Raw genomic sequence first — 13,623 nt, 5'->3', positions numbered from 1 at the left:
CGGACAAATGACATCGAACCCTCAATGCTCGACGCGTCGCGTGCCGGATTCCTACTTCTACTGCGAGCTGACACCGCCCTCAATCTGTACTGCTGCGGACTGAGCGACTGGCGTCGACGCCTTTCGCGAAACGCGTCGCTTGCGCTTCGTTGGTTCGTTGGTTCGTTGGAGTGATCTTGGCCTGGCGTCGACCCTTGACGGCTGCCCGTTTTCCGAGGCTTTCCGCCGTTCGCGCGGTTGAACTTCGTTGCTGTTCAGGCGGATCAGCCAGTCGTCTTGCGCACCTTGACCATCTTCATTTTGAACTCTGCCACGAATAACGCTCCGTTGGGCGACCCTGACAGGTCTCGCACCGAAAGTCCGGAACTGGGTTTGCGGTCGGTCGACGGTTCTTAGTAGTGGACTCTTGTCAGCTTCGATTCTTCGCGACCCGGGAAGTGCCTATGCAAGTGTCGGAAGGCTGTGCGCCCGAGGCCCGCCGACTCCTGACTGACGCAGCCGCCGCGTGAAGATCTGACCAGCATGCGAAGGGCAGGCGGCAACCGTTCATCGCGGGGATGAATCGACGCCCACGAGAGGATTGTCTTGGCAAGGTAGTCGGTTGCGTTCGGCGTGGCCTGCAGCTTGGCGCGTTCGTCCTTCCATGTCGCGGCTGCCTTCTTGCCGACGAAAGCCGGCAGCGGGACTTCGGGCACCGCCGGGTCGCTGGCGAAATAACGTCCCTCCGGGAGGCTGCACCACCAGTTTCCCCGACTGCCTTCTTCGAGTTGCGAAGGACGCATATTCGCGATGGCAATGTCCCCCACGTCGCCCAGAGACGCCCACCGGATCCCGGTGGCGATCGAGCCGACGAGCCCCGGGTAGCGCGCGAGAAACATTGCACCGATGGCGGCCTTCTCCGCCGGGTCCTCGGCCGCGTCCAGCTGCGAGAGGATCGGGGAAGCCGATGCCAGGCGCGCCTGCAGCGCAGGTTTCAACCGATGCAGGACGTCCCATCGCTTGAGCACGAGCCCGCGCACCCAGACAACTCCCTGCAATTCGTCGCGCAGTGGTGCAGGGGTCGCCGCATCGGCGTACAGCGCGAACAGAGTGTCCAGGGGCAATGCCCCGTTCAGCACCTTGGCGGTGGCAGAGTCCACGACCGGCAAGGAGGCCTTGTCGTACCTGGCGGAAGTCATGGCGATGGGCTGCCTGTAAGCAAGCAGGGCAAATTCAGGCGGCGTCCGGGCATGACCGATCGCCGCAGCCTTGAGCCGATTCTTGTCCTGCCGTGAGAACTCGTCATCCGGCAGGGCCAGTAGCTCGCGGGTGATCCTCATCGCCCGATCGTGCTCGGGCGTCAATCGCACGATGTGGTACTGCGCGGTGTAGTAGGCGGGTGACGCCTTTGGGACTCTCGAGGCGCGGGCCAGCAGCTGGGGCACCTCGGGGCCGCCGGCGCTCGAGTTCTGCAGTGCAGCCACGAGCCACAAATCGTTGGCCGGCCGACCTTCGCCGCCGTTCAACTCCGGGGTACTCCGCATCGCGTCCAGCCATTGACTGAACCGTCGGCCATCGGCGTCAGCGGGCAATTCGAGCAAAGCCTTCGGATCGAAGTCCCGCACGTCCTGTCCGATCGTTTGAGGCAGCGTCGCAGCGCTGAGGTGCTGGTCCAACTCGGCCTTGACGGCCTGCGGCTCCAGCGTCAGGCGAACTCGCTGCACCAACCGGGCGATATCGGCACGCAGCGCCTCGTCCTTGATCGCGGCGCCAGCAGCATCGAGACGGGTTCTGGCATCGGTCAGCAAAGCTTCGTTATCCGCCGCCCGGTCGATGCTTGCCTGCCGAATCAGGGAACGTGCGGTCAAGTAGGGCGCGATGTCCTTCCAGGGCGATGACGACTCTTGTGCGATAGCGTCGAAGGCTTCAGCGGCGCGCTGGTAGTGGCCCGCGTAGAACTGTGCCGCGGCGGTCTGGTACGCCCGGTCATGGCGATACCAATCCGGGGCGTTCACCGGCGCCGCGGCGGGGAGCTCGTCGGACACCGCCGTGCACTTCCCGAGGACCAGGTCCTGCCCCCGTGCCCACTCGACCACGAACGGATCCCCGCCGTGCACTGCCAACCTGTCGAGCAAGGTACGGGCGGCATTGCGATATGCGTCCGGGTTGCAGTTCGGAACGGAACGGCCCAGGTATCCCAGCACGGAATCGTAGCTGCCATTCTGCTGCGACCGCCCAGATGGCGGAAGGACCCTCGCCCGGGCATCCCGCCAGGCTTCCTGCGCCGATTGCATCGGGGACGCAGACCACCCGTCATGGCCATGCCATTGCCTCGATCCGTCGTCCCAGCACGGATCGAACGGCCGCAACCGTTCGACATCCGTGGGAGTCAACGACAGTGCGGACAGCTTCCGGTAGGCGATGAACAGATAGAAGTGATCGTATTGCGGAACGACGATGCCCAGGTTTCGCAGGGCGTACGAATCGAGGTCCGGCTCAGGCCATGACTTCGGAGCGAAGATGCTGTTGTCATACCCTAGTTCGCATGAACGATGACCCGACGGCCTTGTCTGACCGCAGGCTCCCGACGCGATCACCGCGCCGAACGCAACGAGGAGAAGGGTTCGCGTGCAATTGGCCATGCGCTTGATTGATCCAAGGTGGGGATGCATTTTCAGCAAGACTTGCCGGCGGAGTATGGCAATGAGGCCTGACATCTCGTTCAACCGGACCCGCTACGGCAAGCGCCGCAAGCCCGGACTGAGGCACATGGTGCATCATCTCAGTCCGGGCTTGCGGCGCTTGCCTACGCGGGCCGGTTGACTCGAACGTTCGGCCGCAGAAGATCGATCGCCTGCCCTCCACCTCGCATCAAGGCATCCTGACCATGTCCACAGTCCGCGCCGGAAATCAAGCAGCGCTCGTCGTAGTTGACGTTCAAGTCAGCGTCGTAGCCGAAGCCTGGGAGACCACGCGAGTCGTCAACAACGTCGCGCGCGTTGTTGAGCGCGCCCGAGAGCAACTTGTCCCCGTGATCTGGGTGCAACATGACGACAAGGAACTCGTGCGCGACTCGCCGTCATGGCAACTGGTACCAGAATTGGTTCCCGCGCAAGGCGAAGCGCGGATCTACAAGCATTTCGAGTCGTCGTTCGAAGAGACGGGGCTCGAAGCCGAGCTTGCGCGCATCGGCGCGACGCACATCGTTCTGGCCGGCGCCGCGACCAACTGGTGCATCCGTGCCACCGCCTATGGCGCACTGGATCGCGGCTACGACCTGACTCTGGTCAAGGATGCGCACACGACGAAGAGTCTCGAGCTTGAGAACGGGCCGAAGATTGAGGCCCCAAGCGTCGTTGCCGACTTGAACGTCGCGATGAAGTGGATCAGCTACCCCGGACGGAAGAACGGAATCGCAACAGCAGAGGAAGTCGACTTTGCTACACCAGGCGGCGTTCGCTGAACAGCACTGGGTGCGTCTTGACAATCAGCATTGATCCGATCATCAGGCCTGCCGCTCGGGGGGAACCCACAACCGGGCCACCGCGAGGTGCGTTGCCACCGTCAGCGTGAAAGTCCAGCCGAACCGCTCGCAGATCCGATGCGCGATCTGGGTCCCCAGCCCGAAGCCTGCCGTCGATGGCGTGTCAGGAAGCCCATTCCGCACCTCGATACTGCACTCGTCGACGACCACTTCAATGCGCTCCGGGCCACCGTGGAAGACGGCGTTCTTCAGCATGTTGGCCACGAGCACGTGGACCGTCGTCGCAGGGGCCGAAAGCAACAGTGGATGCCGCTCCAGGACCGAGAACGCATGGCTCGGGCTCTCGCCCATGAGATGGCGGATCAAGGATCTCACCCAAGCTTCATCGATCGACAGCACGTCCGACACCGGTCGGACCGTATCGCCGGACAGTTGCAAGAACGTGTCGACCAGTGCGTGCATGTCACGCAGCCCCCGGTGGGCACGCTCGATCGCCGGCCCCTGCTCCGGCCTGCTGTGCGCCTCGATGCGCTCAAGAGCTGCTTGCACGATCGCCGCTGGCGTACGCAGCTCATGGCTCGCGAAGCGGGTGAAACTGCGCTCCCGATCCAGAGCGTCCGACGTTCTCTGCAGTGCGCTGTTGATCTGGACGACGAGGACCTCGATCTCGACGGGGGAATTGGCCGGCAGTGCGACCTTCTCGAGGCTTCGGGGATCGCGCGCCGAAACCAGGCGCCCGACCTCCAGCATCGGCGCGGTGACCCGTCCGGTGATCCTCTTGCACAGCCATAGCAGCAGCAGGGCGAACGGAACAATGCCTATCAGGTACCAGACGAAGACCTGAGACTCGATGGTCTCGGTCGGTTTGACCTCGGCGTGGGACTCGACAACGTAGAAGGCGCGGCCGGTCGCATGGGGCTGCGCCAGCACGTAGTAGTCCAGGTCCTGGTTGCCGAGCTCCACGATGCCGCGCTTGTCCGGCGACAACATCCGCTGCAGCTCGGGCGGGAGCAGCTCATAACGGGGATAGATGACGGTGACAGGATCGATCCCGAGCGGCTCCTCCAACTTCGCCTGCTTGCTCCAGTGGTCGCCGATGCGCTGCAGGCGGCGCTCGGTCTGGAAGTCCGATCCCAGGTGCAGCGCACCCTTCACGAGAAACGCGTTCACCGCAAACGTCAACACAAGGATCACCAACAGCAGATGCCACATCCTCGCGAACAGCGTCTTCGACCGCTCCGCGGTGGAAACGAAGCTTGCCATCAGGGCTCCAGGCAATAGCCTTGCTTGCCTCGCGTCTGGATGACTGCGCGGCCTCCAGCATTGTGGATCAGACGGCGAAGCTGGTAGAGATGCGTGCGCAATGCGTCGCTTGCAGGCCGGTCGTCATCGCCCCACAAGGCGCTCTCGAGCTCGTCGCGCGAGACGACGCGTGGCGCGTGTCGCATCAGGGTGTGAAGGAGACGTCCTTGGAGCGGCGTCAGTGCGCAGGTCTCGCCCGACGAGATCAGCAGCTTCCATTGCCTGGTGTCCAAGGTGAGGCCGGCGCCCTGGACGACGCCGGCAGTGTTCGGGACGGTCAGGAACCTTCGAATCGCGGCCCGGACGCGGGCGACCAGCACCTTGGATTCGAAGGGTTTGACGATGTAGTCGTCGGCTCCCCTGTCGAGCCCCTCGACAACCTGGTCCGGGGCGCCTTGGGCGGTGAGCATCAGGATGGGTGAGCGAAAACCATCGCTGCGCAGTCGCGTGCAGACGTCGAATCCGCTGATGCGCGGGAGACCTACATCAAGCAGCACCGCATCGAACGGAGGTGATGTGCTCTCCACCAGTCGCAGTGCCTGCGCACCATCGCTTGCATAGTCCGGATCGAACCCGGACTCTTCCAGAGTCTCCAGGATCGAGGCAGCCAGGTCTCGGTTGTCTTCGACGAGCAAAACACGTTCGCGATGCATCACGGGCCTCATGGATGGACGTCGCGTGCGGAATTGCTGCGCAGCGAGGACACGTCAACGCCTTCCATTCTGACCGTTGCCAGTTCATTCACTGAAGCCGCCTGCAAAAGGGCGCTCGGGACGCCTGGCGAACCTCACGGTTGCTTCACGCATCGGGCGCCCCAATCCGCTCGTTCGTGTCATGTGCCGCGACAAGTCGCTGGCCGGTTCAACCCACCCCTGGAATTCCATGATGTCCCACATTCGTCCCGTCGTCAGAGCCGGTGTCCTCGCCCTGGGCCTGCTCACGCTGTTCTCCGCTCAGGCCGACGAGGAACGGCAAGGCTCGCAATGGGGCCTCGGCCTCGTGACCCTGTACGACCGCAAGCCTTATCGAAGTTTCGACAACAAGGCGAAGGCACTGCCCTTCATCTTTTATGACAGCCGCTGGGTCAGCTTGATCGGACCGACCCTCGATCTGAAGCTGCTGTCGACTGACGCCCTGTCGTTCAGCGCAAGGCTGCACTATGCCGGGGACGGATACGAACCCGGCGACTCCCCCTACCTGGCCGGTATGGCCGAGCGCAAGGCGAGCTTCTGGGTCGGCGGCGCGAGCAGCTTGACTACCGACATTGCCACCCTGTCCGTCGAACTTCTGGGAGACGCCTCCAGCAAAAGCAAAGGGAAACGCGCCAGCCTGAGCATCGAACGTGAGTTCAAGGCCGGAGACTTCGATTTCACACCGCGCCTCGCACTCCACCGCTTCGACGGCAAGTACGTCGACTACTACTACGGCGTGCGCGCGGATGAATCCACCTCGACGCGCCCGTATTACCCGGGCAAGTCCACGACGAACGTTGAAGCCGGGGTGCGGATCGGCTATTCGCTCGCACCGCGCCACAAGCTTTCGCTCGACCTGAACACGACCCGCTTGGGCGCCGGCATCAAGGACAGCCCCTTGGTGGAGCGTTCCAGGCAAGACGGCGTCCGATTCGGCTACCTGTATCTCTTCTGAGCGATGCCGGCCACAAGCCCTGCAGGTCGCCTGTCGAAGGCGATGGTGCTGCTCATCGCCGCTTTGCTGACGCTGCGCCTGTTCGCCATGGCCTGGCTGCCGTTGATGGAGACCACCGAGGCGCGCTATGCCGAGATCGGCCGCAAGATGCTCGAGCTCGGCGATTGGATCACGCCTTGGCATGACAACGGCGTGCCGTTCTGGGCCAAGCCGCCGCTGTCGTTCTGGCTCACCGCGGCCAGCATGAAGGTGTTCGGCGTCAACGAGCTCGCGGCCCGGCTGCCCCACTTCCTCTGCATGCTGTTCGTCGCCGCAGCATGCGGCCGCCTGGCGGCATCACGCCGCGACACCCCACCGCTGGCCACCCTCGGCCTGCTGTGCGGTGCGTCCCTGTTCCTTGTATCGGCCGGCGCCGTGATGACCGACGAAGCCCTCGTGGTCGGCAACACGCTCGCGCTGTGCGGCCTATGGCAGGCCTTGCACGGGCCGCGGTATCGCGACGGCGCCATCCTGTTGTTCGCCGGCCTGGCGATCGGACTGCTGGCCAAGGGCCCGCTGGCACTCGTGCTGGCAGGCTTGCCGACGGCGGCCTGGGCCGTGTGGACAGGGCAGGGGCGCCGCTTGCTGAGGGACGTCCCGTGGATTCCGGGGCTGGCAGCGACGACCGCGGCTGCCGCCTGGTGGTACATCGCGGCAGAACTGAAGACGCCCGGCTTCATCGACTACTACCTCGTCGGTGAACATTGGCACCGCTTCCTCACGCCGGGATGGTCCGGCGACCGCTATGGCTTCGCCCATGCCTTTCCTCCGGGAACGATCTGGCTCTTCGCCCTTGTGTCGACCCTGCCCTGGCCGCTGCTGCTGCTGGCCGCTGCATCCACGCCTCGTGTGGCACGGACCGAGCCTGCCAGCCCCGATGTCGACACGCGCTCATGGCAAGCCTACCTCGCGTGCTGGTCACTGGCGCCGCTCGTGTTCTTCACAGCGGCGCGCAACATCATCCTGCCGTATGCGCTGCCGGCCCTCCCGGCGATGGCGTTGCTGGCCAGCCATTGGCTGTGGCGTCGCGTCGGCTCAGAACGCATGCACGCCTGGATTGCCGGGGGACTGGCACTGTCGACCGCCAGTGCGCTGGGACTCCTCATCCACGCTGAGCGTGCGGGCACTTTCGGCAGCAGCTCCGCCAAGGCCGTTATCAGCGCCTGGGAAGCGCAGCGCCATCAGAATGCCGAGCCGCTGGTGTTCGTGACCGAACGGCTTCACTCGGCTTCGTTCTACAGCGCAGGCCGGGCGGAGTTCGTCACCGCCCCGGCTGAGGCGCTGAAGCGCCTGGCACCGAACGGCGGTTTTGTCGCGCTGCGCAATGACGACGCCAACGTCCTTGCAAGCTTCGACTGCGTCACGCAGCGGACCGACGTCGGCGGCTTCGTCCTGCTGCACCTGTCTCGCCTCTGCGCGCGATGACAGCCACGCTGCCAAAACAATGGATCCCGAAGCGGTGTCCATCGCGGGCCCCACCGAGCTGCGCCGTAGGCCCCGCCGAAGAAGAAAGCGGCAACCAGCCAACGCGATGCATCTCGTTCGGGGAATACCTGCTCGTCCGAGGCGGCACTTGCCGACCCAATCACAAAATGGGCTGCCCCTTCAGCGAGCAGCATCGCAACCGCCGGAAAGAACAGACCTGTCAGGGCCCCCGCCGCCCCACCGCCAAAAACGAGAAGCGGAATCGACGGGAGGAAGCCACCTGTGGCAAAGCCGAGCGCGATCAAGGCCACGCCCAGCACCATGCCGGCAAACATGCCCAGCGCAGTGGCGCCGAAACGATAGGCGGTCTCGTCAGAGGGTGTGTACGCCACGGTCGCTAGCTGCGGACGGTCGACATGAGAGAGTGTTTACTCCTGAGGTTCCGCGGCCATTTCAGGGCACCCGCGCGATCATGTCGTCGGATTTCACCACGGACACTGCATTGCTGCCTTCGACTCCCTCCCGTTGGAACGGAAATCCTTCGCGCTCACCGCTATGGCCCTCACTCGGTAAACTTCATCTCTCATTCCCTCGCCTGGTCCTCACCTTGGCTTCATTCGCACACCGTCCTGCACGCGCTCTGTTCACCTTCGGCTACGAAGGTCTGTCGATTGACGCGTTCATCGAGCGCCTCAAGGAGGCGCACATCGAGCTGATCGTGGATGTGCGCGAGTTGCCGCTGTCACGCAAGAAGGGCTTCTCCAAGACATCCTTCCGTGAGGCGTTGGCGGCGGAGGGCATCGCGTACGAGCACCGCCCGGCACTCGGTTGCCCGAAGCCCGTTCGGAATCGCTACAAGGCGGACGGTGACTGGCAGGCGTACACCCGCGGCTTCCTCGCGTACCTGGCCACCCAGAAGGCCGAAATCGCTGACCTGACCCAAACGGTGCTCGCTCAGAGCGCCTGCCTCGTGTGCTTCGAGGCCGATTTCGGCTTTTGCCACCGCACCTATGTCGCCCGTGCGGCTCACCAGGCCGGCGCGCCGGCCGTGCAGCATCTGACCGTTAGAACAGTGATTGCTGACGCATCAGCGCGTCTGGCAGCCTAGGTGGGTAGAGCACGCTGACGATCAACCACTGCTTGGGAAAGCGGTGGATGGTGCCCAGCAGGAAGAGCACGTCTCGATCGCTGAACTCCGTCAAGAACTTCTGGCGAAACGCATCCTGCCAGTCGTCACGGCGATGCACATTCCAATACAGGGCACCGGCCTCCCAGTCCACGAGCTTGTGCCGGAACTCGGCCGAGCCAGCCTCAGTCTGGCATTCGTAGCGGTAGTGAAAGTCGCAGGGCAGCTTCTTCAGCGTCTTCAACGAGCGCTGATCTTCGTTGGCATCAAACAGGTTGCCCTGTTGCTGCTCCTGCAGCAGCTTTGCCTTCTCATCCTCGGTCCATTCCGCGTTGTCCACGGGTGTGATGTCCAGGCCCAGCAGCCGGCTGGGGCGCACGAGACCCAGCGTCACGCCATCGGCTTCACGTGCCGCATCCAATGCGTCGAAAGAATTGAAAACCGGCACTCCCTCGATCGCTTCTCGCCGCGCGATCCAGTAGTCGCGCGTGGGCAAGGGCTCGCCTTCCAGCAGGATCGTGTCGACCGAGACGCGATGACTCTCCGGTCGGGCATCGTCCTGTGCGCGGCGCACTCGGGCGCGGACCCACTGCCATTTCTTGAACTGCTGATCATCCTCAACCAGCCGGAAGGGCACTGGGAACAGGCGGACCAGCCGGCCGTCCTCAGCCATGCCGGCCACACAAGACGTCTCGACGTAACGCACACTGGGCGACGGGTAAGTCTTGCAGAGAATCAGGATGCGTTGGTGGTCTGTTGCCATTCAAGGTTTCCTGTGATGCCGCGGGACCACGGCGTGTTGATCAAAGCCTGAGTTGCTTGCAGATGGCGAAGAGTTCCATGGTCTTTGCGACGATACGGCGTTGACCAGCGGGTTATCCCTCTGCAAGGAGGTTTGCCGCATCCCCAACAATCTGTGGAACCGCTTCCATACTTGACCGTTCACCCTCGAACGCGCCACGAAGAGAAAGCGGATGCCGGACCGACCGCCATTCCGAGATCCCGAGGAGACACCATGAATTCGAAGCACCTTGCCCGGCACGGTGCCGCGGCCCTGGGCGTGCTGAGCGCGCTGCTGGCCGCCGGCTGCGGCGGAGGCGGTTCGGCCTCAGCCGAGGAAACGAGCCCCCATGCCACCGGCGCCCCGCCCGAGAAGGCCGCTGCCGTCATCGCGCCCGCCCCCACCTACACCGACTGGCCGGCCGTCACCAGCGCGATCGCGCGCGACCCGGCGATGGAGTCGCGCATTGCGCAGATCGTCGCGGCGATGACGATCGAGCAGAAGGTCGGGCAGATGACGCAGCCCGAGATCAAGAGCATCACGCCCGACCAGGTGCGGCAGTTCTTCATCGGCTCGGTGCTGAACGGCGGCGGCTCGTGGCCGAACGGCGACAAGCACGCGAGTGCCGCCGCCTGGGTGGCGCTGGCCGACCAGTACTACAACGCGTCGATGGCCAGCTCGATGGCCACCAAGATCCCCATCATCTGGGGCACCGACGCGATCCACGGCCACAGCAACGTCTACCAGGCGACGCTGTTCCCGCACAACATCGGGCTGGGCGCGGCGCATGACCCTGCGCTGGTGCAGCAGATCGGCGCGGCGGTCGGCCAGGCGGTGCGCGCCACCGGCATCAACTGGATCTTCGGGCCGACGATCGCCGTCGTGCGCGACGACCGCTGGGGCCGCACCTACGAGAGCTTCTCCGAGGACCCGACCATCGTGCGCGCCTACGCCGGCGCCTACGTGACCGGCCTGCAGGGCAGCTTCGCGAGCGACACCAACGTGGTCGCGACCGCCAAGCACTTCATGGGCGACGGCGGCACCGACCAGGGCGTCGACCAGGGCGTGACGATGGCGTCGACCGCCGACATGATCAACATCCACGGCCAGGGCTACTACAGCGCGCTGGGCGCCGGGGCGCAGACGGTGATGGCGTCCTTCAACAGCTGGACCAATGCAGCCGCCGGCATCAACGTCGGCAAGATGCACGGCAGCAAGCAGATGCTGACCGACATCCTCAAGACCAAGATCGGCTTCGACGGCTTCGTGGTGTCGGACTGGAACGGCATCGGCCAGGTACCCGGCTGCAGCAACGCGAGTTGCGCGCAAGCCATCAACGCCGGCATCGACATGGTGATGGTGCCCGACGAGTGGCAGGCCTTCATCGGCAACACCTCGGCCCAGGTGCGCTCGGGGGCGATCCCGATCGCGCGCATCAACGACGCGGTGACGCGCATCCTGCGGGTCAAGATGCGCTCGGGGCTGTTCAACGGGCGCAAGCCGTCGCAGTCCGCCGGGGCCGGAGTCCAAAGCCAGCTGGTGGCCCGTGCACTGGCGCGCGACGCGGTGCGCAAGTCGCTGGTGCTGATCAAGAACAACGGCGTGCTGCTGCCGTTGGCCCGCGGGCGCAAGACGCTGGTGGTCGGCAAGAGCGCCAACAGCATCTCGAACCAGTCGGGCGGCTGGTCGCTGACCTGGCAGGGCACCGGCAACAGCAATGCCGACTTCACCGGCATCAGCGACACCGTGCTGGCCGGCATCCAGGAGGCGGCCGGCAGCGCCAACGTCGAGTACAGCGCGACCGGCACCGACAAGAACCCGGCCAACTACGACGTGGTGATCGCGGTGATCGGCGAGACGCCGTATGCCGAAGGCGCCGGCGACATCAAGGGCAGCCGCACGCTCGCGCACGCGGCCAACTACCCGGAGGACCTGGCAGCGCTGAACGCGGTGTCAGGCAAGGGCAAGCCGGTGGTGACGCTGCTGCTGGCGGGTCGCCCGCTGTACGCGAACGACCTGATCAACAAGTCCGATGCCTTCGTCGCCGGCTGGCTGCCGGGCACCGAGGGCAAGGGCGTCAGCGACGTGCTCTACCGCACGGCGCAGGGCGCGGTCGGCTTCGACTTCAACGGCACGCTGTCGTTCTCGTGGCCGGCCTCGGCCTGCCAGACGCCGCTGAACCTCGGCGACGGCCAGCCGCCGCAATTCGCGCCGGGCTACGGGCTGACTTATGCAAACACCGCCAGCGTCGGCACGCTGCCGACACCGGCCGTGCCCTCGGCCTGCGGCCAAGGCAGCGGCACGCTGGTGCTGTTCAACCAGGGCGACGTCGCGCCGTTTGCGCTGAACGTCAACACCGCCGCCAACAACTGGGCCAGCGTGCCGGTCGGCAGCGACCTGAACGCGACCCTCAACGTTCCGGCCACCGGCACCGCGGCGATGCGGGTGCAGACCACGCAGATCAACACGCAGCAGGACGCCAAGCTGGTCACCTGGTTCTCGCCGGGCCAGATCTTCTCGAAGGCGGCGAGCGGCCAGAACCTCTCGGGCTACACCGACGGCACGCTGGAGTTCGACACCATCGTCTCGCAGGCGCCTGCCGCCGCGGTGCAGTTGCACATGGACTGCGGCTACCCGTGCCGCGGCACGGTGAACCTGACGCAGACGCTGCGCAGCCTGCCGCTGAACGTCAAGCAGACGCTGAAGATCCCGCTCAGCTGCTTCGCGTCGACCGGCGCCAACCTCGCGAGCATCGACACGCCGTTCAGCCTCGAGTCGATGGGCGCGCTGACGCTGGCCTTCACCAACCTGAAGGTGGTCAAGGGCGGTGCGCTGGGGGGCGGGGTCTCGGGCTGCTCGGGGCAGCAGAGCGACTTCGCGCTGTTCGGCCCGAACGGCGTCGCACCGGGCTTCGGCTTCAGCAGCTACCAGAGCACGGCCGGCCACGTCAGCTGGCAGGTGATCCCGGTGGGTGCGTCGCCGGCTGAGATCCGCATGCAGTTCTCGAACGCCGCGGGCGCCAACGGCATGGTCTTCATCAGCGGCCCGGCGACCGACCTGTCGGCGTACCGGGCCGGGCGGCTGACGCTGGAGGTCTACCCCTACCTCTACGGCAGCAACACCTCGGACCTGACCCTCAAGCTGGAGAGCGGCGCCGGTTGTGCGACCGCCGACATCTCGATCGGCCGGCCGCCGCAAGGCGCGTGGGCCACGGTGTCGGTGCCGATGAGCACGGTGCTGGCCGGGGCCGCCGCCTGCCTCGACATCGCGCGCATCGGCAGCTTCTCGGTGTTCCCGCGTTGGAACGACCAGCGCGGCGTGCAGATGACGGTGCGCACCGTGGCCTTCCGGCCCTGACGGATCGCGGTCGCCGCCACCGCTTCGTGCCTTTCCTTGCGGTGGCGGCGCGGCCATACTTGCGCCGGTGCACGAACTCGAACAGCTCCTGATCCTCTTCATGGCGGCCGTGGTCCTGGCGGCCACCGCGCGGCGCGCGGGGGCGCCGTACCCGGTCTTCCTCGCCATCGGTGGCGCGCTGCTGGCCTTGATCCCCGGCGCGCCCCGGATGAGCCTGCCACCCGACCTCGTGCTGGCGCTGTTCGTGGCGCCCATCCTGGTCGATGCCGGCTACGACGCGTCGCTGAGGGATCTCCGGGACAACTGGGCGCCGCTCGCCAGCCTGGTGATCGTCGCCGTCGGCCTGACCACGGCCGCGGTGGCGGTCGTGGCCCATGCGCTCGTGCCGACCTTGCCGTGGGCCGCCGCGGTGGCGCTGGGCGCGATCGTCGCGCCGCCCGACGCGGTGGCGGCCACGGCACCGGCGCCGCCGCACGCGACAGC

10 protein-coding genes are annotated in these 13,623 nt (G+C 65.5%); 6 read left to right on the top strand and 4 right to left on the bottom strand.

From position 1 onward, the window contains the following. Positions 1–392: 392 nt before the first annotated feature. Positions 393–2,651, bottom strand: coding sequence for a hypothetical protein (locus ACXJLU_RS05760; protein ID WP_457329492.1), 2,259 nt, complete (start codon positions 2,649–2,651; stop codon positions 393–395). A gap of 215 nt (positions 2,652–2,866) precedes the next feature. Between ACXJLU_RS05760 and ACXJLU_RS05755 the strand changes: the two genes are divergently transcribed. Beyond that, positions 2,867–3,442 carry an isochorismatase family protein gene (locus ACXJLU_RS05755; protein WP_457329491.1) on the top strand — a complete coding sequence of 192 codons (576 nt, stop codon included), beginning with the start codon at positions 2,867–2,869 and terminating at the stop codon, positions 3,440–3,442. Between the two features lie 42 nt (positions 3,443–3,484). Here ACXJLU_RS05755 and ACXJLU_RS05750 read toward each other — a convergent pair whose 3' ends face one another. Both ACXJLU_RS05750 and ACXJLU_RS05745 read right to left on the bottom strand, forming a co-directional pair. Continuing rightward, positions 3,485–4,726, bottom strand: coding sequence for a histidine kinase dimerization/phospho-acceptor domain-containing protein (locus tag ACXJLU_RS05750; protein ID WP_457329490.1), 1,242 nt, complete (start codon positions 4,724–4,726; stop codon positions 3,485–3,487). Continuing rightward, positions 4,726–5,418, bottom strand: coding sequence for a response regulator transcription factor (locus ACXJLU_RS05745; RefSeq protein WP_457329489.1), 693 nt, complete (start codon positions 5,416–5,418; stop codon positions 4,726–4,728). The genes ACXJLU_RS05750 and ACXJLU_RS05745 overlap by 1 nt, the downstream gene beginning before the upstream one ends. A gap of 232 nt (positions 5,419–5,650) precedes the next feature. Here ACXJLU_RS05745 and ACXJLU_RS05740 point away from each other — a divergent pair, with 232 nt between their 5' ends. The 3 genes from ACXJLU_RS05740 (at position 5,651) to ACXJLU_RS05730 (ending at position 8,984) form a co-directional block, all read left to right on the top strand. Further along, complete coding sequence (locus ACXJLU_RS05740; RefSeq protein ID WP_457329488.1) at positions 5,651–6,412, top strand: MipA/OmpV family protein; 762 nt, start codon at positions 5,651–5,653, stop codon at positions 6,410–6,412. Positions 6,413–6,454: 42 nt separating this feature from the next. Continuing rightward, entirely contained in the window at positions 6,455–7,876 is a 1,422-nt protein-coding gene (locus ACXJLU_RS05735) for an ArnT family glycosyltransferase (RefSeq protein WP_457329487.1), read from the top strand. A gap of 607 nt (positions 7,877–8,483) precedes the next feature. After that, the gene (locus ACXJLU_RS05730; RefSeq protein WP_457329486.1) at positions 8,484–8,984 is read left to right on the top strand and encodes a DUF488 domain-containing protein; all 501 of its coding nucleotides are present in this window, start codon (positions 8,484–8,486) and stop codon (positions 8,982–8,984) included. Here ACXJLU_RS05730 and ACXJLU_RS05725 read toward each other — a convergent pair. Further along, the gene (locus tag ACXJLU_RS05725) at positions 8,941–9,765 is read right to left on the bottom strand and encodes a DUF8757 domain-containing protein (protein ID WP_457329485.1); all 825 of its coding nucleotides are present in this window, start codon (positions 9,763–9,765) and stop codon (positions 8,941–8,943) included. The two genes, ACXJLU_RS05730 and ACXJLU_RS05725, sit on opposite strands and share 44 nt — an antisense overlap. Positions 9,766–10,017: 252 nt before the next feature. On the opposite strand from ACXJLU_RS05725, the gene ACXJLU_RS05720 reads away from it, so the two are divergent. Both ACXJLU_RS05720 and ACXJLU_RS05715 read left to right on the top strand, forming a co-directional pair. Then, positions 10,018–13,140: a glycoside hydrolase family 3 protein gene (locus tag ACXJLU_RS05720; RefSeq protein ID WP_457329484.1), complete on the top strand. Its 3,123-nt coding sequence runs from the start codon at positions 10,018–10,020 to the stop codon at positions 13,138–13,140. 67 nt (positions 13,141–13,207) lie between these two features. Then, positions 13,208–13,623 (top strand): cation:proton antiporter domain-containing protein (locus ACXJLU_RS05715; protein WP_457329483.1); only part of this gene is annotated, 416 nt, incomplete at its 3' end.

The organism is Rhizobacter sp. P5_C2, assembly GCF_054049715.1.
The sequence above is the reverse complement of the archived record's forward strand: the minus strand, read 5'-3'. Positions and strand labels throughout refer to the sequence as shown.

What these genes read in the sequence shown, in the direction of transcription:
- ACXJLU_RS05760 (WP_457329492.1), bottom strand. Translation starts at nt 2,651, where the DNA reads ATGCATCCCCACCTTGGATCAATCAAGCGCATGGCCAATTGCACGCGA.
- ACXJLU_RS05755 (WP_457329491.1), top strand. Translation starts at nt 2,867, where the DNA reads ATGTCCACAGTCCGCGCCGGAAATCAAGCAGCGCTCGTCGTAGTTGAC.
- ACXJLU_RS05750 (WP_457329490.1), bottom strand. Translation starts at nt 4,726, where the DNA reads ATGGCAAGCTTCGTTTCCACCGCGGAGCGGTCGAAGACGCTGTTCGCG.
- ACXJLU_RS05745 (WP_457329489.1), bottom strand. Translation starts at nt 5,418, where the DNA reads ATGCATCGCGAACGTGTTTTGCTCGTCGAAGACAACCGAGACCTGGCT.
- ACXJLU_RS05740 (WP_457329488.1), top strand. Translation starts at nt 5,651, where the DNA reads ATGTCCCACATTCGTCCCGTCGTCAGAGCCGGTGTCCTCGCCCTGGGC.
- ACXJLU_RS05735 (WP_457329487.1), top strand. Translation starts at nt 6,455, where the DNA reads ATGGTGCTGCTCATCGCCGCTTTGCTGACGCTGCGCCTGTTCGCCATG.
- ACXJLU_RS05725 (WP_457329485.1), bottom strand. Translation starts at nt 9,765, where the DNA reads ATGGCAACAGACCACCAACGCATCCTGATTCTCTGCAAGACTTACCCG.
- ACXJLU_RS05720 (WP_457329484.1), top strand. Translation starts at nt 10,018, where the DNA reads ATGAATTCGAAGCACCTTGCCCGGCACGGTGCCGCGGCCCTGGGCGTG.